Raw genomic sequence first — 19179 nt, forward strand, 5'->3', positions numbered from 1 at the left:
AAAGTTGCGCCAATATTTGTTAAGGTATAGTTTCCTAAAACCAAGAAGGAAAAGGGAAGTATAATGATAACAACAAGTAGTCGACTATCGACCATCGCCGTGGCTGTTGCCGCGGGACTTACCGGAATGACCGCTGTGGCGGCTCAACAACTGACTCCAGTTGAAGGTAAGCTTAAAGCGGTCGAGCAAGTGGCCGCTACGGTCAAGAACAAACAAGCAATCAAACAAGCCAACCAACGTGCGCAACTTTCTCGTTACATTATTGAGTTCGATAATGCGCCTGTAGCGACCTATCGTGGTGGGTTGCCGGGTTTGGCTGCAACGTCTGCGCAAGCAACTGGAGCTAAGCAGCTTGATGTTAAAGCGCAGCCGGTTCAGTCATATAGCGCGTTTTTGCTAAACCAGCAACGCCAAACCTTGGGCGCAATTCAACGTTCAGTGCCAGGCATTCAAACCGAACGCCAATTAACGTTGACCTTTAACGGGGCGATTGTGAATTACAATGGTGGCAGCTTGTCACCGGCCGAGTTCAAAAAGCGTTTGATGCAAATTGATGGCGTAAAAGCGGTTTATGAAGACGAGCTTTATTATGTCGATATGGACGCGTCAAATGATCTCATCAATGCGTCAGAAGCGTGGCAAGTGCTTGGCGGGCAAGCGTCTGCAGGTAGTGGCGTTAATGTTGCAGTTATTGACACCGGTATTGATTTTGCGCACCCGATGTTTACCGACAACGGTCACGATGCACCGGACTTGGGTGTTACTGACGACTACTGTGCAACCAACGCCGGAGTTTGTAATGACAAACTGGCTGTGGCTCGTTATTTCCCTGCGCCAAGCAGCGTGCATCCAGACGAGTTTATGGACTCGCCAATGGATATGAATGGGCATGGTACTCACGTTGCAGGTACCTCGGTAGGTAACCCTGTGAGTGTTACTTACAACGGCATCGCATTGAATTTCTCAGGTGTTGCACCAGGTTCTAACTTGTTGGTTTATAAAGCCTTGTGGATGACGGCTGATGGTCGCGGCTCGGGCTTAACGTCAAGCTTGGCGTCGGCGCTTGAAGCCGCTGCAGCAGATGGTGCAGATGTCATCAACAATTCATGGGGCGGTGGCGCTGGTGGCTCACCATCAAGCAGCCCTTATAAAAGCATCATGGAATCGTTGGATGAAATGGGCGTGGTCACTGTGACTTCGGCTGGTAACTCAGGCCCAGGTGCAACAACCGTGGGCTGCCCAGGCTGTATTGAAGAAACCATTACTGTTGCCAGCACCCAAACCGGTCGCGTATTTGCGAATGAAGTTGACGTTACCGGCTATGGCAACGCGCCAGCACGTTTAGGTAACGGCAACTTTGAATTAGTAGAACCTATTACTGCTGACTTATTACCTGCCGCGCAACTAGATGAAGCTAATATCGAGGCATGTACAGCGTTTGAGGCTGGTGCATTTGACGGTAAAATTGCTTTGGTTTCACGCGGAACCTGTTCGTTTGAGCAAAAAGCTAATACTGTGCAGGCCGCTGGCGCGGTTGGTATGGTGCTTTATAACAACGAAGATGGCGTGATTATTATGAACATGGGGGCGGCGACCCTACCCGGTGTGTCTATTCTGCAAGCTGATGGCTTAGCTATCGAAGAAGCTTGGGAAGAAGGCATGCAGGCCACTATTCAGCCGAACTTTATTGAAAATGTGGCCGCCAATGTGGACATCATGTCGGACTTTAGTTCACGTGGTCCGAACGGCGATCCGTCTATGCTTAAGCCGGAAATTGCAGCGCCAGGGTCTGATATTTTATCTGCAGCACCAGGTCAAGGCTTTGCCGAGATGAGTGGTACTTCAATGGCCGGCCCACATGTTGCAGGTGCGGCGGCGTTAGTTATTGCTAATAACGGTGATTTAGTTCCGCAGCAGGTTAAGTCTATTCTGATGACCTCAGCAAATACCAATATCAAGAAGGAAGACGGCGAAACCGCCGCTGATGCCTTTGATATCGGTGCTGGCCGTTTAGATATGGCGACTGCGATGAATACCGCACTCACCGTTGATGTGGCATCGTTTGCTAACCCGATTTGTATTAGCACCTGTAGTTTTGACCGCACAGTCACTAGCTTGGCAGATGAAGCAACCGAGTGGAATGCTTCGGTAAGCTTTGTTGACCCGAACATGAGTGCTGATTTCGCCAGCTCAATTTCAGTTGATGCGAACGGTAGCGCTGATTTGAGTGTAACGATTGACGGTACATACGCGGCCGAGGGCTGGAATTTCGGTACCTTAACGTTAACTGAAGCAAGTGGTACTTATGCTGATGTGAAGATGCCAATTGCGGTTTACACTGCATTGTCTACGGATACCGGCGCATTAACCGGTGGCATTACCGAAGGTAGCGCAACCACCGGTGAAGACATGGTTACGAGCATTATTAACGCCATGGGTTACACCGGCGAAGAAGTGACTTTAACCGCGCAATATCCGACTGATGAAGCCTTTGTGCTCGATGCAGATTCGGTCGCTGTGGTTGAAACCGGCAGCACCGCCACGAGCAGTGAATTTGACGCAGAAACCCGCAGCTTTACATGGGTGGGTACGCAAACTGACGTTCCAGGTGAAGTGACCATGACGGACGCAAGCGCAAGCTTCCCGTATGCGAATCTTAGCCTTGATGATTTGGCTGCATCAATTCCGGACTTTAGCTACGAGAGTGCTTGTGTTGAAGGCTGTGATGAAACGGTTTTATCATTAGATCTTAGCGCTGTTGATTACACGTGGGAGTTTGGTGGCGAAGCCTATACCGATATTCACATGTGGGAAAACGGTGTGGTTGAATTTGGTCCAGGCGGCGCGTTATATACTTTTATAACGCAAGATTTGCCGAATCCATCTGATCCTAATGGTATTGTTGCTGCATTCTGGAATGATTTCGAAATCTTTGCTGAAGATGGCGAAATGCGCTATGCGCTGGTCGGTGACGAAACGTCAACCTACTTGATTCTTGAGTGGTTCCAAGTACGTGAATGGAATGACCCAACAGGCCCAGCGTTTACCTTTAACGTGTGGTTTGAATTAGACACTGAAAACGTCTACGTGAACTTGCTTGATGTGGCTCAAGGTGATGCCCCGTATGGCACCATTATGGGCATGGAGAACCTTGATGGTTCTGACGGTGGTTCAGTAAGCTTTGACAGTTTGAACCCACCAACGGATGCCTCAACCACAGCACTTGCTTATATACCAGGAACCACGGCCTCAGTAGTTGTTAATGCAACTGCACAAGTGGCTGACTTTGGTGACATTGGTGGTGCTAGCGGTGAAGGTTTACATAGCCGTGCAGTGACGATTGATGTGACTGAAGCTGTAGGTAGCCCACAGCGTAGTTTCACTACGATGATGAGCGCAGAAAGCGGAAGTGAAATAGCGGAAGCTGTATTGCCAATTCGCATTGCGCCAAACGGTGCGCTACAAGGCGAAGTGGTAGCAGCGCCTGAAAACGGTAGTGTAACTTTTGACGGCTTAGTGGCAAGCTACACGCCAAATGCTGGCTTTGTCGGTGAAGATAGCTTTAGTTATCGCGCGGTGGATGCAGATGGCCAGGTTTCTGGTACCAACACCATTGCCGTTACGGTGACTAATACGGCACCTGAAGTTACGGCTGCAGGTCCTGAGTCGGCTGACGGCGGTGATACGGTTGAGCTTGAAGCAACAGGTACCGATGCTGATGAAGACAACCTAACCTATACCTGGGTACAAACTGCTGGCCCAGAGGTTGAACTGACTGGTGCGGCGAGCGCGACAGCTAGCTTCACGGTTCCGCAACTAGATGACGAAAGTACAGTGACGTTTACTGTGACAGCGTCAGATGGTGCGGCGGAAGCTGAAGCTTCTGTGTCGGTTACGTTAACAGCATCTGAAGCCGAGCCTGAACCTGAGCCGGAAACACCAACATCAAGTAGCTCAAGCAGCTTTGGCTGGTTGTTTACCCTGTTGGCATTACCGTTGGTTTGGTTGCGTCGACGCTTCGCATAGCCGAAAAACTAAATAACTAACTGTTATAAAAAGCAAAAGCGGCAGTAACCCTGCCGCTTTTTTGTGTCTGAAATATTTTGTTACACCTGAGTAACAAAATAGCTTCTTTCGTAAATTTTATGTGGTAAATTCGTACGGTGCATTTGTACAACTGTACAAGCTGCCATTGTAATTAACAGACACAAGGGAAGAGCAATGAAAACAACTCTAAAAGCTCGTTGGTCCACACTCGCTGTCGCGGTTGCTGCTGCAACTACGATGTCGGCTGCCGTGGCACAAGAGCTACAAGCGGTTGATGCTAAACTTCAAGCGGTTGAGCAAACTGCGGAACGTAATCTGAACAAGGTTCCACGAAAAGTTCAAGGCGGCTTACAACGTGAAGCATTTCAACCTACTCGTTTCTTAATTGAATTTGTTGAGCCGGCAGTGGCCACTTATAAAGGTGGTATTGCGGGCTTTGAAGCTACTTCTGCGAAAGCGACAGGGCAACAACGCCTTGACATTAACTCGCGCAAGGTAGAGTCATACGCGGACTATTTGGCTAAGCGTCAAAGCTTAGTGATGTCTGAGGTGAAAAAGCGTATTCCTGACCTTGAAGAAAAAGCGAGTTTAACGCTGACGTTTAACGGTGTGATTGTTGAGTATCATGGCGGTGACTTGAAGCAGCGTTTGCGTGGCGTGCCAGGCGTTAAAGCGGTTCACGAAGACAGCGTTGTTTATGTGAATATGGACGCTTCAAACGACCTTATCGGTACAGCTGAAGCTTGGCAACAGCTCGGTGGCCAAGCAGCTGCTGGTAAAGGTGTGAATGTTGCCGTTATTGATACCGGTATCACTTTTGATCACCCCATGTTTGCTGACAATGGTCACGACCCTGTTACAGTTGCAGGCGAAGTGGGTGCTGACTGGTGTGAAGTAAACCCTGACGTGTGTAACGACAAGATTGCCGTGGCACGTTTTTATGAAGCGGGTAGCTCGGTGCACCCAGATGAATTCATGGACTCGCCATGGGACATGAACGGTCACGGTACTCACGTAGCGGGTACAGCTGTCGGTAACCCAGTTAGCGCAACTTATAATGGCGTAGCGATGAACTTCTCAGGTGTCGCACCTGGTGCTAACTTGATGGTGTACAAAGCGTTATGGCAAACCGTTGATGGCCGTGGTTCTGGCTTAACCTTAAGTTTGGCCGAAGCGCTTGAAAATGCAGCGGAAGACGGCGCAGACGTGATTAACAACTCGTGGGGCGGCGGTGCTGGTGGTTCTCCAGCCAACAGCTACTACACCAGCATTATGCAGTCGTTAGACGAAATGGGTGTGGTTACCGTTACTTCTGCTGGTAACTCTGGCCCAGGCCCGGTTACCGTTGGTTGCCCAGGTTGTATTGAAGAAACCATTACTGTTGCAAGTACGCAAACGGGTCGTGTTTTTGGTAACGAGCTTGAAGTCACTGGCTTTGACCCAATTGCCGCGAACATGGGTAACGGTAACTTCCAAGTGAATGAAGCCATTACTGCTGAACTGTTGCCTGCGTCACAAGTTGATGACACCAACATTGAAGCTTGTAACGCGTTTGAAGCCGATGCATTTGCAGGCAAAATCGCAATGGTTAGTCGCGGTTCTTGTTCGTTTGAACAGAAAGCCAACACGGTTCAAGCGGCTGGCGCTGTAGGCATGGTGTTATACAACAATGCTGAAGGCATCATCATTATGAGCATGGGCGCGGCAACCTTGCCGGGTGTGTCTATTCTGCAAGCGGATGGCCTGGCCATTGAAGAAGCTTGGGAAGCAGGCATGCAAGCCTCTATTAATCCAAACTTCCGCGAAATTAACGAAGCAGCAGTCGACATTATGTCCGACTTCAGCTCGCGTGGCCCGAACGGTGATTCTTCGTTCTTGAAACCAGAAATTGCAGCGCCAGGTAGCGATATCTTGTCTGCGGCGCCTGGTCCAGGTTTAGCGATGATGAGCGGTACTTCAATGGCTGGCCCACATGTAGCTGGTGCTGCGGCATTGGTTATTGCTGGCTATGACAATGACTTAACGCCACAGCAAGTGAAGTCTATTTTGATGACTTCTTCTAAAGGCGGTATTTTGAAAGAAGACGGTGAAACACCTGCTGACCCATTTGATGTGGGTGCTGGTCGTCTTGAAATGCCGACGGCAATGAATACCGGTGTTACTTTCGACCGCGCTTCATTTGCTAATAACATGTGTGTGAACACTTGTACCTTTACACGCACGGCCACTAACCTTGGGGGTGCAGACGCAAACTGGCAGGTTTCTGTTGCGTTTAACAACCCAAGTGTAAGTGCAACTTTCACTGAGTCGTTAGCGTTAGAAGCTGGTGGTACTGGTACGTTTGAAATGGAAATTAACGGCGCACTTGCTGGTGAAGGCTGGCAGTTCGGTCACGTTACTTTCACCGACGCAAACGGTACTTATGCTGATGCTGTATTGCCTGTTGCGGTTTATACTGCGCTTTCAGAAGACTCAACAATTATTGCTGCAGGCGTAACTGCGGGCGAGTTGTTGGCAGGTACTGATTTCACCATGTCGGCTATAGCTGGCCTTGGTGGTACCGGTGAAGAAGTGACGCTTTCAGTACAATACCCAACTGATGAATTGTTCGTTATTGACGAGTCGTCATTGATGGTCACTGAAGAGCTAAGCACCCCAACTTCGTCTGAATACAACGCTGAAGCCCGCTCATTTACTTGGGTAGGTACGCAAGAGAAGTCAGCTGACGAAGCGGCTGTGTTTAGCGCCGCGGGTTCATTCCCATTTGCTGGTTTAGGCTTAGATACCTTGCAAGCGGTTTACGGTATTCCCCACAACAAAGTATGTGTGGAAGGCTGTGATGAAACTTACCTCACGATTGACCTAACCGCTGTTGGCGATGTGTGGAACATGGGTGGCACTTCGCACACCATGCTGCATATGTGGAGCAATGGTTTCGTTGAAATTGGCGAACAGCGTTCAATGACACCATTTATGCCTGGTTTTATGCCAGAAGTAGACGGTACTGACGGCGTTGTTGCACCATTGTGGTCAGACTTCCAGTTTAACGCCGGCGAAGGTGAAATGCGTTATGCCTTGGTTAATGCAGGTAGCGATAGCTACTTAATTCTGGAGTGGTACAACGCGCTTGCATGGAATAGTCCGGATTACCCAGAAGCAGACAACGGTGAACGTTATACCTTTAATGCTTGGTTCCGTTTAGGTACTAACGAGGTGTACTACAATTACATCGAAACTGGTACTGAAACTCCGTACTGGGGTGCAGCGATCGGTATCGAAGATACCACGGGTACTGTAGGTTCAACTGTATTCTACGGTTATGACGGTGCTTATCCGGCCAACGGCGGTAGTTACGGTGCGTTGATTGAAGAAGGCGCTAACGGTACGGTACAAGTTGACTTAGCAGCGAACGTTGCAACCTTTGGTGATGTTGCAGCAGTTGCGGCTGAAGGCAGCCACTCGCGCGCCCTGACCATTGACTTAACTGACGCTGTGGGTGAACAAGGACGCGAGTTCTTAACCATGCTGAATGTTAGCTCTGGTGAGTTGTCGTACGACGCTGTATTACCTATGCACGTGAACCCAACAGGCACGCTAAGTGTTGAAACGGTAACTGCTGCAGAAAACGGTACAGTAAGCTTTGATGGTATGGTGGCAACGTACACTACGCCAGCTGGCTGGACCGGTACTGATAGCTTTACCTACCGTGTGGTTGACGAGAATGGTGGTGTTTCAACTGAAAACACTGTGTCTATCTCGATTACCAATGCTGCACCTTCGGTAAGCGTGACTGCACCGTCTTCAGTAAACGTTGATGCTTCAGTTAGCTTAGACGCAAGTGCTTCTAGCGATGCTGACGGCGATACCTTGACCTATCAATGGCAATTGATTGATGGCCCAACCATTTCATTGGCGAACGCCAACACTGCGGTAGCAAGCTTTACTGCGCCACGTGTTGACGCAACTTCTGAAGCGACGTTCTTGTTAACAGTTTCTGATGGTATTGAAACTGTGCAGTCGCAGCACACTGTCACTATCGTGAAGAAAGACAGCAGTGCGTTCGGTTGGTTGTTTGTATTGTTAGGTCTGCCTTTAGTATGGTTGCGCCGCCGCGCAGTATAATCGCGCGATGACAATGTAAACGTTAAGATACTGTTATTTTGATGCAAACGGCGATAGGATAGACCTATCGCCGTTTTTTTTTACGTGAGGGTATAAGCATGAATGTTAAGGGATTGTCTGTTGTAAGCATGGCTGTTGCAGTTGCTTTGACGGTTGCTGGCTGTGTCGATAAAGAAAATGTGAACACAGATGCGCTGAACGAGGTTGATACCGATATTAGCGCCAAGGAGCAGACCATGAACCCTGTTGAAGACGGATCACGCGATGCGCGCTTGCGTTCGCTCGATAACCAAATTCGCTCGATGGTTGGTATTGCTCGTGCTGACAGTCTTGACCAGTGTCGCATGATTGCGGTGGGCAAGCGCGCTTGTGGCGGCCCTGAGTACTATATTGCCTATTCATTGCAGGTAACTGATGAGTCGGCGTTAAAGCAGTTGGTGAGTGAGTACACGAAGCTGCGCATTGAGCATATTCAAGAAACTGGCGAAATGGGCACCTGTGAGGTGATTCCTGAGCCGGTACTCGACCTTAATGGCGGCATTTGCCGCGCGCTACCAACGAATACGATGTAGCCCGGCGTTCTACGCCGGGACGAGCGCAGCGAGGTCATACTCGCCACATGACCAAAGCTCAAACATTAACAGGGCTGAGCCCTACCCGGCGTACTTTTTGACAAAACACGGCCGGGCTACCGGTCAAGGTATTTCAGCAGTGACTTCAGGGCGGCTGGTTTAACCGGCTTGGCCAAGAAATGCAGTTGTTCGGCGCGTGCGCGGCTGCGCACGCCGTCGTCATTCATGGCGGTAACTAAGGCGCCAGACAAATTATCCCCCCATAACTTCCGCAATTCTTGAGCGAGGCTTAAGCCATCGTGTTCGTCGTCGCCTAGTTGGTAGTCTAATAAAATGCCGGTTGGACGCGGGTGGGTTGCGGCGTATTCAAGCGCGGTGGCGCTGCTGGTAAAGGTTTCGACGGTACAGCCCCACTTTTCTAACAGTGCGCGCATGGCGTTGAGATTTTCTTGATCGTCGTCCACACACACCATGGTTAAGCCTTGGTGTAAATCACTGGTGTTTGGCTGTGCTGGCTTTTCGTGTACTTGGGCTTCGTTGCCTAAAGGTACTTGTACCGAGAAGCAACTACCCGAGCCTTCAACGGTTTGCAGGCGCAGCTCGCAATGTAATTGTTCACTCATACGCTTGGCGACACTTAAACCTAGCCCAACGCCTTCAACGCGGGTGTTGGAGCCGCGGTAAAATGCATCAAAAATGCGATGCCGTTGCTGGGCAGTAATACCAAGCCCAGTGTCATACACGGCTATCAGCAAGTAGTCACCACGGCGGCGTACGCCGAGTAAGACCTTGCCGTTGTCGCGGTTGTATTTTACCGCGTTAGACAAAAAGTTTTGCACAATACGGCGCAAATACGTTGGGTCGGTGTACACCACGCCGTCATGAATACGAGCCTTAAGGTTAATGCCACGCTGCTCTGCCAGCACGCTATATTCATGCAGTAACGGCTGTAGCACGGAGCTTAGTCGCACATGCCTAAAGCGCGGTTGTAATGCGCCTTGGTCCATTTTAGCAATTTGTAGCAAGGTGCTTAGCAAGTGTTCTGTTGAGGCTAATGCCGTGTCTAATTTTTGGGTTAGTTGCAAATTGTTGGGGCTTAATGTTTGCTCGTCCATCGCCGACAAATACAAGCGTGCGGCGTTAAGCGGTTGCAAAATATCGTGGCTGGCTAGCGCCAAAAAGCGGGTTTTTGACGCATTGGCTTCTTCGGCTTCTTGCTTGGCCTTTTTTAGTTCAACTTCAACGGTGCGACGGCGATCAATTTCTTCGGTGAGCTCGTTGTTGATTTCTCGAATTTTCTTCTGCCGTATATTAATGCGCTGCTCTAGGTCTATGTTGGCTTCTTCTAGCGCCTGCTGAGTTTCTACGTGTTCAGTAATGTCGGTGAATGAGGTTACAAAGCCGCCGTTGGGAAGCGGGTTACCCACCATTTCGATCACGCGGCCGTCACCACGGCGACGAATAAAGCGGTGCGGCGAGCCCACCTGCATGTGCTTCAAGCGCTTGGCAACAAGCTCTTCAATTTCGCCCGGGCCACATTCGCCGCGCTCGGCGTTATAACGAATTAAAGTGGCTATGGGCTGGCCCGGCTTGACCATGCCGTCGGGGTAATTAAATAGGTCTAAGTAACGCTTGTTCCATGCCACTAAACGCAGCTCGGCGTCAACCACACTAATGCCCTGAGCCAGGTTTTCAAGCGAGCTAAACAAGATTGATTGCTGGGTTTGCAAGGCCTGGGTGGTGTCGTCAAAAAAGTGCACCACTTCTTCTAGGTGCAAGCGCCTGTCGCGCAGTGCTGCTTCTACCAGTGACCGCGCTGTTGCAGCGCCCAGCACCCCGGTGAGTACCCGTTCTACGTAGTCAATGAATTCACGCGAGGCGACGTCTTCTTTATTGGTATGGCTGGTGTTGTTGCCTTGTGACTCGGCAAAGTAGTCGAGCAATTGGGCCGTGCGTTGCTCTCCGACAAAGGTCTGCAGTAGTAACATCATGTCGCCGTTGGTGGCCTGATGGTGCCGGCCGACGGTGTGCTCTTGCACCCGTGAGCGCGGTTTGACAAATGCCGTTGCTTGAATGCGATCAATCAGGCGCGGCTGAGCCATTAGCGAGAATATGATGTAAAACGCAGTGTTCACCGCTAGGCTAATCACTGTGCCTTGGGTAATAATGCTAGTGTCAGTGCTGTCGTGCGGTAGGTACATTGGCACCGCCACGGCAAATAGCCATGCAATTAAGCCAGTTCCCAAGCCTACGTAAACGCCACGTGCGTGGCCGCGGCGCCAGTACAAGCCACCCAGTACCGCCGGTAATAACTGCAGAACCACAGAAAAGGCGAGTAAGCCGATGCTGACTAAGCCGGTGCCGGCTGCCCAGAAGTAATAGCAAAGGTAGCTGAGCAATAAAATAATCGCGATAGCAACGCGGCGAATGAGCAATAGTCGCCGTTGGAATCCGGTGGGAAAGCTGGTGGGTAAACTGCTGCGACGTTGTAAAATAATCGGCATGATCACGTCGTTGGTAACCATGGTGCTTAAGGTTACCGAGGCGATGATAACCATGGCGGTAGCGGCGGAAAAACCACCGATGTAAATAAACACCGCAAGCCAGGTTTGGTCATGTAAAAGAGGCAGACGCAGGGCGTAGGTGTCGCCGTCGACACCGCCCAAAAACAAGCTGCCGCTTAAGGCAATGGGCACAATGGCCGCAGCTATTAACACTAAGTACAGTGGAAAGCCCCAGCGGGCGGTTTTTAAGTGGTTGACGTTGACGTTATCAACGACAGCTACGTGAAACTGTCGTGGCAGACATAGAATAACGCCTGCCGCCATAAAGGTTTGCACAATAAAGTCAAATTCGGTGAGCGCTTCCCAGCTCCAGGCTTTGCTGGTTGGGTGACTAAGTTGCTGCCACATGCTGGTTGGCGACGCTTCACTGAACAGTAGGTAAGCAAATACGGCCGCGGCGAGCAGCGCGACTAGCTTCACTGCCGACTCAAAAGCAATGGCCAAAATCATGCCGTTGCGGTATTCGGTCACCTCGATATGGCGCGTGCCGAACAGCATGGCGAACACCGCCATAATGGCTGCTGCCACCAGTTCGTTAATGGAAAACTGCGTGAGTGCCGAGGTGTTTTCGGTGAGCACCACAAAGGTTAAACCCACGGCTTTAAGTTGCAAAGCTATGTAGGGAATTGTCGCTAACGCGGCGATAAGTGTTACGAACAGCGCCAAACGTTGGCGTTTGCCATAGCGGCTGGCAATAAAGTCGGCTATCGAGGTTATATTCTGCTGTTTGGAGACGCTAACAAGCTTTTCAACCAGCGGTAGCGCGAATACGAATAACAAGAATGGCCCGAGCAAAATGGGAATATAGGCCCAGCCGCCGCTAGCGGCATTACCCACGGCACCGTAGTAGGTCCAGCTGGTGCAGTAAATAGCGAGGCTCATACTGTAAATAATTGGCTTATAGCTAATGCGGTTGGCCCATGAATTGGGTTTATCGCCCCAGTGCGCGACGGCAAATAGGGTGGCTATGTAGGCCAAAGAGGCAAGTATGAGCAGTAAGGTCATTTGAACACCAAGTTCGTTATTCGTTATTCGTGTTTTCTAACGGGTTTGCTGAACGAACGTAATTGATTTTGGGGGCCGCGACAAGACCTAAGCCGCCCATATTTAGCATGCGCTCGATAATTGACAGGCGGGGGTCGGTACGGCCGTTTTCAATGTCACGTACGGTTTTGTCTGATATGCGACAAAGTTGTGCGAATTCTATTTGGGTAAAGCCGTATATTTCCGTGCGAATAATTTTTACGGCCTCGCCTAAGCTTATTTCATAGCGCTGGAGCTGCTCAATTATTTTATTCTGAATGGTACTGCGCTGCTCATGTGATAACGATTTCATGATAGTAATCCCATGGTAGTTAGACGTTGCTCTAGAAAATGAAAGCCCATAATTGGCATTTGTATGATTTGCTCAGGGCAGCCCGCAGTTTCTAATTGCTCCGGTAAATTAAGTAGTTTGGTCGCTATGGCGTTAAGCTCGGCCATGAGTTTTTCTGGGGCGACATATTGTTTAAGCTGCTGGGCAATGGCTGGATAATTAATTGACGCCCCGACTTCATAGGGAGCGCCCCATTTAAATAAGCGAGTGATAACTTCTGGGTCTGCCTTCATGGGGGCGAAGTCATAAATAGGTGCGTACGTGACAACACCGTTACGCTTGATAAACGAGATATTTCTGCCGTGATTATCCGAATTGCCAAAAATAACGTTCAGCATGTCGCGTATAACGTATTCGGTTACAAACTGCTCGTCACTTATGTTGAGTAACCCGTTGAGCCGATTGAGCAGTTCGTTGATGACATTAAAATGATTGCAACTTGCGCCGGCACTGACATCAAGAATTGAGTAAATACTTTCAACACCGACACGATGTAGTACACCATCGCCTTCATAAACGTCAAACCGAGGTAGCCACAAGCTAGCCTGATCGCTAGCGGGATCGACATGCAGCATAATATGCTCGGCGTTCAAGGTTGGTATGGCGGTGTCGCGTAGTAAATTATTTAACACGCAATAATACGAGTATTCTGCCTTGAGAATGTTGTTATCCGTGACACTACGATTATTACGGGCGAATTTGACGAGGTAGGGCTGAGCTTGATTTGGCCGCCCAGCAAAATCAGGGTCGATAAGCACCTTGCCTTCGTCATTAACATTTAATAATAGTTTTGGTGCTACGCCATGCGCGCCGGTTGCCCCACCTACTGTAGCGCCTTGGCTGCTAGCGAACTCCAGAAAGTCATATTCTAAAGCGGCGACCTGTGCAATTTCGAACGTTAGTGTCTGTTGTGGAGGTAAGTTCTCAAAGGCTTCTTTAATGCGCAAATTACCTATTGGCGCGAGCACAGCATGTTCAAGTAGTAGGCGGTTAATTTGTTCAGGTTCACTGTGTTGAATGCCTAAATTATTTATCCACCATGTACGTGCCTTGCCAACGGGTAACAAATCATCAAATAGAGCGGGCCACCGTGGGTATTCACTTTCGATAGCACTCACAGGAGTATTTACAGAGGTCGCGAATTCGGCACGTGACTCGTATGGTACATGCGAGTTCGCAAGGTACTCAGGTAAATAGCTAATACCAATGGTTCCAGTTGGTTTGAAATTGATTTTGGCCGCTGTATGCCAGTTACCGTTGACGAAAGTTTGCATATGCATGGCGCATTCCTTTTATTTGTAACGGTAGTTTAGTTCCTTATTTTTGATAAATCCAGTAGTTTGATTCCGTAATTATCTATTTTTTGGCTTTTTTGCGGGTGTTTGGTTCCGTTATTCGTGCGTTTCCCTGTTCGTACGCTTCGCTGTTCGTCCGTTCGGCTGTCGCCTCACTGTTCGAAGCTGGTTTTGCGAATAGCGCGAAGTGCGGACCAACAGCGCAGCGCACGAATAACGACTAACGAATAACGAATAACGCTTTTGCGCTTCGTACGACCAATGTCTTATTTCCTGTATTGACCATACAAGACTAGATTGCATAGGTGATTCTCTATAAGAACCAATCACTAATAACAAACAACAACAGAACAACTTGGAGGGCGTATGGCTTTCAAAAGCGAAGAACTCGCAAAAGCCTACTGGCGCGATAACATTAGCTTGGTGCTGAAGCTCCTAGCGGTGTGGTTTATTGTGTCGTATGGCTTTGGCATTCTCTTGGTGGACGTGTTGAACCAGTTCACTTTCTTCGGCTTTAAGCTGGGCTTTTGGTTTGCTCAGCAGGGCTCAATTATCACCTTTGTTATCTTGATTTTCGTGTATGTGAAACGCATGGCGGCGCTGGATAACAAATATGAAGTGCACGAAGAATAGGGGCCGGGAACATGGATATTCAAACGTTAACGTTTATTATCGTCGGCTTAACCTTCGCACTTTATATTGCTATTGCAATTTGGTCGCGGGCGGGCTCGACGTCTGACTTTTATGTAGCTAGTGGTGGCGTACACCCAGTAATGAACGGTATGGCAACAGCCGCCGACTGGATGTCTGCTGCGTCGTTTATTTCAATGGCGGGTATTATCGCGTTTGCTGGTTATGACGGCAGCGTGTACCTGATGGGTTGGACTGGTGGTTATGTACTACTGGCTCTATGCTTGGCGCCGTACTTACGTAAATTTGGTAAGTTCACCGTGCCAGACTTTATTGGTGACCGTTATTACTCACAAACGGCCCGTACTATTGCGGTTATTTGTGCGATTTTGATCTCGTTCACCTACATTGCAGGCCAAATGCGTGGTGTGGGCGTGGTGTTCTCGCGCTTCTTAGAAGTTGATATTGCCACCGGTGTCTTCATTGGTGCCGTTATCGTGTTCTTCTACACCGTATTGGGCGGCATGAAGGGCATTACCTACACCCAGGTTGCGCAATATTGCGTATTGGCATTTGCTTATTTGGTGCCAGCTATCTTTATTTCGTTCCAAATGACCGGCCACATTCTGCCGCAAACAGGGTTTGGTGCGACTATTACCGATGGTGTTGCAGGTGAGGGGCAATATTTGCTGGCAAGGCTTGATGGGCTGTCCGAAGAGCTCGGGCTAGCGGCGTATACCTCTGGCATTAAGTCGAAAATTGACGTGTTCGCAATTACCTGCGCGTTAATGGTAGGTACCGCTGGTTTGCCACACGTTATTGTACGCTTCTTCACCGTACCTAAAGTAAGCGATGCGCGCTTGTCTGCGGGTTGGGCATTAGTGTTCATTTCAGTGGTTTACCTAACTGCGCCTTCTATTGCTGGCTTTGCCAAAGTGAATCTGATCAACACCGTGAACGGTCCAGACTTGCAAGGTGTAGAATATGAAGCTGCGCCAGACTGGATTAAGAACTGGGAGAAAACCGGCTTGATCAAGTGGGAAGATGAGAACGGTGACGGCAAAATGTTCTACTCGGGTGACGAGCGCAACGAAATGACGGTTGACCGTGACATCATGGTTCTAGCGAACCCTGAAATTGCTGACTTACCGGCGTGGGTTGTGGCGTTAGTTGCAGCGGGTGGCGTAGCTGCGGCGTTATCAACTTCGGCAGGCTTGCTACTGGTTATTTCAACTTCAGTGTCCCATGACTTGTTGAAACGAACCTTAACCCCGAATATTACCGACAAACAGGAGCTGATGTGGGCCCGGGTGGCGGCGGCAATTGCGATTGCCTTGTCAACGTGGTTTGGTATTAATCCGCCCGGCTTCGTGGCGCAGGTGGTCGCCTTCGCGTTCGGCTTAGCCGCAGCGAGCTTCTTCCCTGCAATTATTCTGGGTATTTTCTACAAGCGTATGAATAGCACGGGTGCCATTGCCGGTATGTTAGTGGGTATCATCTTTACCTTGGCGTATATTATTTACTTCAAGTTTGTGAACCCAGACGCTAACTCGGCGGCCAACTGGCTATTTGGTATTTCGCCTGAAGGTATTGGTACTGTAGGTATGGTGCTGAACTTCATTGTGGCTTATGTTGTGCATAAGTTAACGGGCGATGCGCCGCAAGATACGCAAGATTTGGTGGAGTCGATTCGTTATCCGCGTGGTGCGGGTGGGGCGACAGGCCACTAGTTTACAAGCCCGGCTTTCGCCGGGCTTTTTCGTACGCTGCGCTGTTCGTGGTTCGTACACTTCGTTGTTCGAGGTTTTACGAAGAGCGCGTAGCGCGGACCAACAGCGAAGCGCACGACTAACGAATAACGCTTTTAAGGTTTTATACATGCAGCCGGAATTTACTGAGGTACAGCGCTTTTTAATTGACTGTCCACCGTTTGACGAACTCAGCGGCGAGCAGCGGCAGTGGGTGGCACAAAATATAAAAGCGGCCTATGTGAACGAGCACAACGTGAGTGACTTGTTCAAGCAACATAGCCCGGCTTTATATATTGTGCGCTCGGGCGGGTTTGACTTGCTGGCGCCGGATGGACATTTGATTGAGCGGCTTGAGTCGCATGATTTGTTTGGGTTTCCGTCGCTGTTAAGTGGTCGGCCGGTGGTGAATAAGCTGCAAGTGATTGAAGACGGCATTATTTATATTGTGTCGGCGCAGATGTTTGATACGTTGCGCCAAGCAGTGCGGGCGTTTGAACAATACTTTATTCGTGCCCACGGGCAGCGGCTGTTGGGTGAAGTAGCCCGGCGTTCTACGCCGGGTAGCAGTGCAGCTGCTGTTAATGGTAGCACCGCAGCTGCTGTTAATGGTAGCACCGCAGCAGTGGGGGGAATAACCGCTGGCGCGTCTCGGCCGTCAGTTTCAGAGAAAACGCCGGGCTACCCAAGCTCAGGGCCGGGCTACGAGCCGTTGGAGTTAACCGTTGGTGAGGTGGTGGCGCGCAAACCAGTCACCATGCCCATTACCGCAACTATTCGTGAAGCGGCTGAGCGCATGCGCGATGAAAAGGTGTCATCTATTATTTTGGTAGAGGAGGGGGCGGCCCCCGCTCCAGACCCTGGTTCGGACCAAGGTCCGGACCAGGGTCTGCCCCCCTCTCTGCGAATTAGCGGCATATTGACCGACCGTGATTTGCGCAATCGGGTGGTGGCGCAGGGCTTGTCGTATGAGTTGCAGGTGAATGCGGTGATGACGCAGGCGCCGGCCACGGTGCAGGCGCGGCAGACGCTCATGGATGCGCTGGCGATGATGACGCAGCACGATATTCACCATTTGCCGGTGGTCGATGATAATCAGCAACCCTTAGGCATGATTACCAACACGGATTTAATGCGGCAACAGCGCAGTGAGCCGGTGATGTTAATTAGTGCGCTCAATAAAGCCGAGTCACGCGAGCAGCTCATTACCGAAGCGCGACAAATTCCGGCTTACATGCAAACCTTTGCGGCGCGGGTGCGCGATACGACCATGGTTGGCCGCTTGTTGGCATCATTAACTGACAGCATGAGCCGCAAGCTCATTAAGTTATACGAGGAGGAGCACGGCGTGGCTCCCGGTGCTTATTGTTGGATAGCATTTGGCTCGCAAGGGCGAGAGGACCAAGTGCTAAGCTCGGACCAAGATAACGGTTTGTTGCTTGGTAATGGTTTAAATGAGCAGCAACTTGAGTGGTTTAAAGGGCTAGGCGAGTACGTGTGCACTGGCCTTAATGAGTGCGGTATTCCGCTGTGCCCGGGCGATATTATGGCGTCTAACCCTGATTGCCGTCGTACCCTTGATGGTTGGCTTGAACGCTTTGAAAACTGGACTCAAAACCCCACGCCCAAAGCGCTCATGTACTGCCAAATATTTTTTGATTCGCGCATGGTGCACGGCAATAAGCGTTTGTACCAACGTTACCGTGACGAAGTGGCGCAGTTGGGGCAAAAAGACTTTTTCTTGGGCAACTTAGCGCGACTGCAGGTGAGTGTGCAGGTGCCGTTGGGGTTATTTAATCGTTTTCGTGGCACCGAGTCAGGAAAGGACAGCGATTTAATCAACATTAAGCGCTACGGCATCGCGTTGATTAACGATATTGTGCGAATTTATTCGCTGCAAGCTGGGCTAACTGTCCCACAAACTTTACAGCGACTGGAGCAACTGCGCGGCAGCAATTTGCTAAATCGTAAAGATAACCAGAGCTTAGCTGAAGCGTGGCAGTTTTTAACCCAGTTGCGCTTACAGCACCAGCTAGACACTTGGGGCTCCGATAAGCCGCAAAATGCTCTCGACCCCGATGAGCTCAGCACGTTAACGCGGCGACAACTTAAAACGGCGTTTCGTATTATCAAAGAATGCCAACAAGGCGTTGGTTTGAAATTTGGTCGGGTAGGGTAAATGGGAAACCTGAAACGCTGGCTTAAGCGCTGGTTGCAACAGAAAAAACCTTGGACCGAGCATACTTATGTGGCGCTGGACGTAGAAAGTAGTGGCCTTGATCCGCACTCTGATCAATTGCTGGCGGTGGCATGGGTGGTTATTAAGCCGCCAGTAATAGACTACGCCAGTGGCCGTTATTACTTAATTAAGCATGACCAAACCGAGCTGAAACAATCGCCGGTGGTGCATGGCTTGGTTAGCAAAGACTTTATTGACCCCACTGAGCCAGTAGAAGTACTGCGAGAGTTAGCTAAAGTACTAAAAGATAATGTCTTGGTTTGTCATTATATTCGGCTGGACTGGGGTTTTCTGAAGCAGGCAGCGAAGCAACACGGGATAAAATTAGAACCCTTGGCGCGCTTTGACACGCTTGCTTACGAGGCCCAACGCCTTAAACGCCATCAACATCATATTGCTCGCGGCGAGCTGACATTAAATGCCTGCCGAACCCGTTATGGGTTGCCTGAGTATAATGCCCACCATGCCTTTAGTGACGCCATAGCCTGTGGCGAGTTAATGCTGGCTCAACGCTATAAATAACCGCTAATTTTTAGCAAATATGACGTTGGTTATACCAATTATCCAAAAAAGTTCCCTGTTTTGAC

10 protein-coding genes are annotated in these 19179 nt (G+C 49.9%); 7 read left to right on the forward strand and 3 right to left on the reverse strand.

The annotated features are described in order from the left end of the window. The first annotated feature begins 63 nt into the window (after positions 1–63). From BM334_RS12905 to BM334_RS02285, 3 genes are all read left to right on the forward strand, one after another. On the forward strand, positions 64–4026 hold the full coding sequence (locus BM334_RS12905) for a S8 family serine peptidase (RefSeq protein WP_092837333.1): 3963 nt from the start codon (positions 64–66) through the stop codon (positions 4024–4026). A gap of 195 nt (positions 4027–4221) precedes the next feature. Further along, entirely contained in the window at positions 4222–8169 is a 3948-nt protein-coding gene (locus BM334_RS02280) for a S8 family serine peptidase (protein WP_092837336.1), read from the forward strand. A gap of 98 nt (positions 8170–8267) precedes the next feature. Continuing rightward, entirely contained in the window at positions 8268–8741 is a 474-nt protein-coding gene (locus BM334_RS02285) for a hypothetical protein (protein ID WP_126801812.1), read from the forward strand. Between the two features lie 116 nt (positions 8742–8857). Here the strand turns inward: BM334_RS02285 and BM334_RS02290 are convergent, their stop codons facing one another. From BM334_RS02290 to BM334_RS02300, 3 genes are read right to left on the reverse strand one after another with little or no spacing between them, the layout of a single operon-like run. Further along, the gene (locus BM334_RS02290; RefSeq protein ID WP_092837343.1) at positions 8858–12310 is read right to left on the reverse strand and encodes a PAS domain-containing hybrid sensor histidine kinase/response regulator; all 3453 of its coding nucleotides are present in this window, start codon (positions 12308–12310) and stop codon (positions 8858–8860) included. A 16-nt stretch (positions 12311–12326) separates the two neighbouring features. Next, a complete protein-coding gene (locus BM334_RS02295) occupies positions 12327–12641 on the reverse strand; it encodes a helix-turn-helix domain-containing protein (RefSeq protein ID WP_092837346.1) in 315 nt (104 codons plus the stop codon). Beyond that, positions 12638–13960: a type II toxin-antitoxin system HipA family toxin gene (locus BM334_RS02300; RefSeq protein ID WP_092837350.1), complete on the reverse strand. Its 1323-nt coding sequence runs from the start codon at positions 13958–13960 to the stop codon at positions 12638–12640. The genes BM334_RS02295 and BM334_RS02300 overlap by 4 nt, the downstream gene beginning before the upstream one ends. Before the next feature lie 381 nt (positions 13961–14341). Between BM334_RS02300 and BM334_RS02305 the strand changes: the two genes are divergently transcribed. From BM334_RS02305 to BM334_RS02320, 4 genes are all read left to right on the forward strand, one after another. Continuing rightward, a complete protein-coding gene (locus BM334_RS02305; RefSeq protein WP_055438440.1) occupies positions 14342–14608 on the forward strand; it encodes a DUF4212 domain-containing protein in 267 nt (88 codons plus the stop codon). Between the two features lie 11 nt (positions 14609–14619). Further along, positions 14620–16335: a sodium:solute symporter family protein gene (locus BM334_RS02310; RefSeq protein ID WP_092837353.1), complete on the forward strand. Its 1716-nt coding sequence runs from the start codon at positions 14620–14622 to the stop codon at positions 16333–16335. Between the two features lie 148 nt (positions 16336–16483). After that, complete coding sequence (locus BM334_RS02315) at positions 16484–18532, forward strand: DUF294 nucleotidyltransferase-like domain-containing protein (RefSeq protein WP_241970886.1); 2049 nt, start codon at positions 16484–16486, stop codon at positions 18530–18532. Continuing rightward, complete coding sequence (locus BM334_RS02320) at positions 18533–19114, forward strand: 3'-5' exonuclease (protein WP_092837356.1); 582 nt, start codon at positions 18533–18535, stop codon at positions 19112–19114. It begins immediately after the preceding gene. Positions 19115–19179 lie beyond the last annotated feature (65 nt).

It is taken from the genome of Pseudidiomarina donghaiensis (genome assembly GCF_900116895.1).
Classification (GTDB): domain Bacteria; phylum Pseudomonadota; class Gammaproteobacteria; order Enterobacterales; family Alteromonadaceae; genus Pseudidiomarina; species Pseudidiomarina donghaiensis.

What these genes read in the sequence shown, in the direction of transcription:
- BM334_RS02280 (WP_092837336.1), top strand. Translation starts at nt 4,222, where the DNA reads ATGAAAACAACTCTAAAAGCTCGTTGGTCCACACTCGCTGTCGCGGTT.
- BM334_RS02295 (WP_092837346.1), bottom strand. Translation starts at nt 12,641, where the DNA reads ATGAAATCGTTATCACATGAGCAGCGCAGTACCATTCAGAATAAAATA.
- BM334_RS02315 (WP_241970886.1), top strand. Translation starts at nt 16,484, where the DNA reads ATGCAGCCGGAATTTACTGAGGTACAGCGCTTTTTAATTGACTGTCCA.
- BM334_RS02305 (WP_055438440.1), top strand. Translation starts at nt 14,342, where the DNA reads ATGGCTTTCAAAAGCGAAGAACTCGCAAAAGCCTACTGGCGCGATAAC.
- BM334_RS12905 (WP_092837333.1), top strand. Translation starts at nt 64, where the DNA reads ATGATAACAACAAGTAGTCGACTATCGACCATCGCCGTGGCTGTTGCC.
- BM334_RS02300 (WP_092837350.1), bottom strand. Translation starts at nt 13,960, where the DNA reads ATGCATATGCAAACTTTCGTCAACGGTAACTGGCATACAGCGGCCAAA.
- BM334_RS02310 (WP_092837353.1), top strand. Translation starts at nt 14,620, where the DNA reads ATGGATATTCAAACGTTAACGTTTATTATCGTCGGCTTAACCTTCGCA.
- BM334_RS02285 (WP_126801812.1), top strand. Translation starts at nt 8,268, where the DNA reads ATGAATGTTAAGGGATTGTCTGTTGTAAGCATGGCTGTTGCAGTTGCT.
- BM334_RS02320 (WP_092837356.1), top strand. Translation starts at nt 18,533, where the DNA reads ATGGGAAACCTGAAACGCTGGCTTAAGCGCTGGTTGCAACAGAAAAAA.
- BM334_RS02290 (WP_092837343.1), bottom strand. Translation starts at nt 12,310, where the DNA reads ATGACCTTACTGCTCATACTTGCCTCTTTGGCCTACATAGCCACCCTA.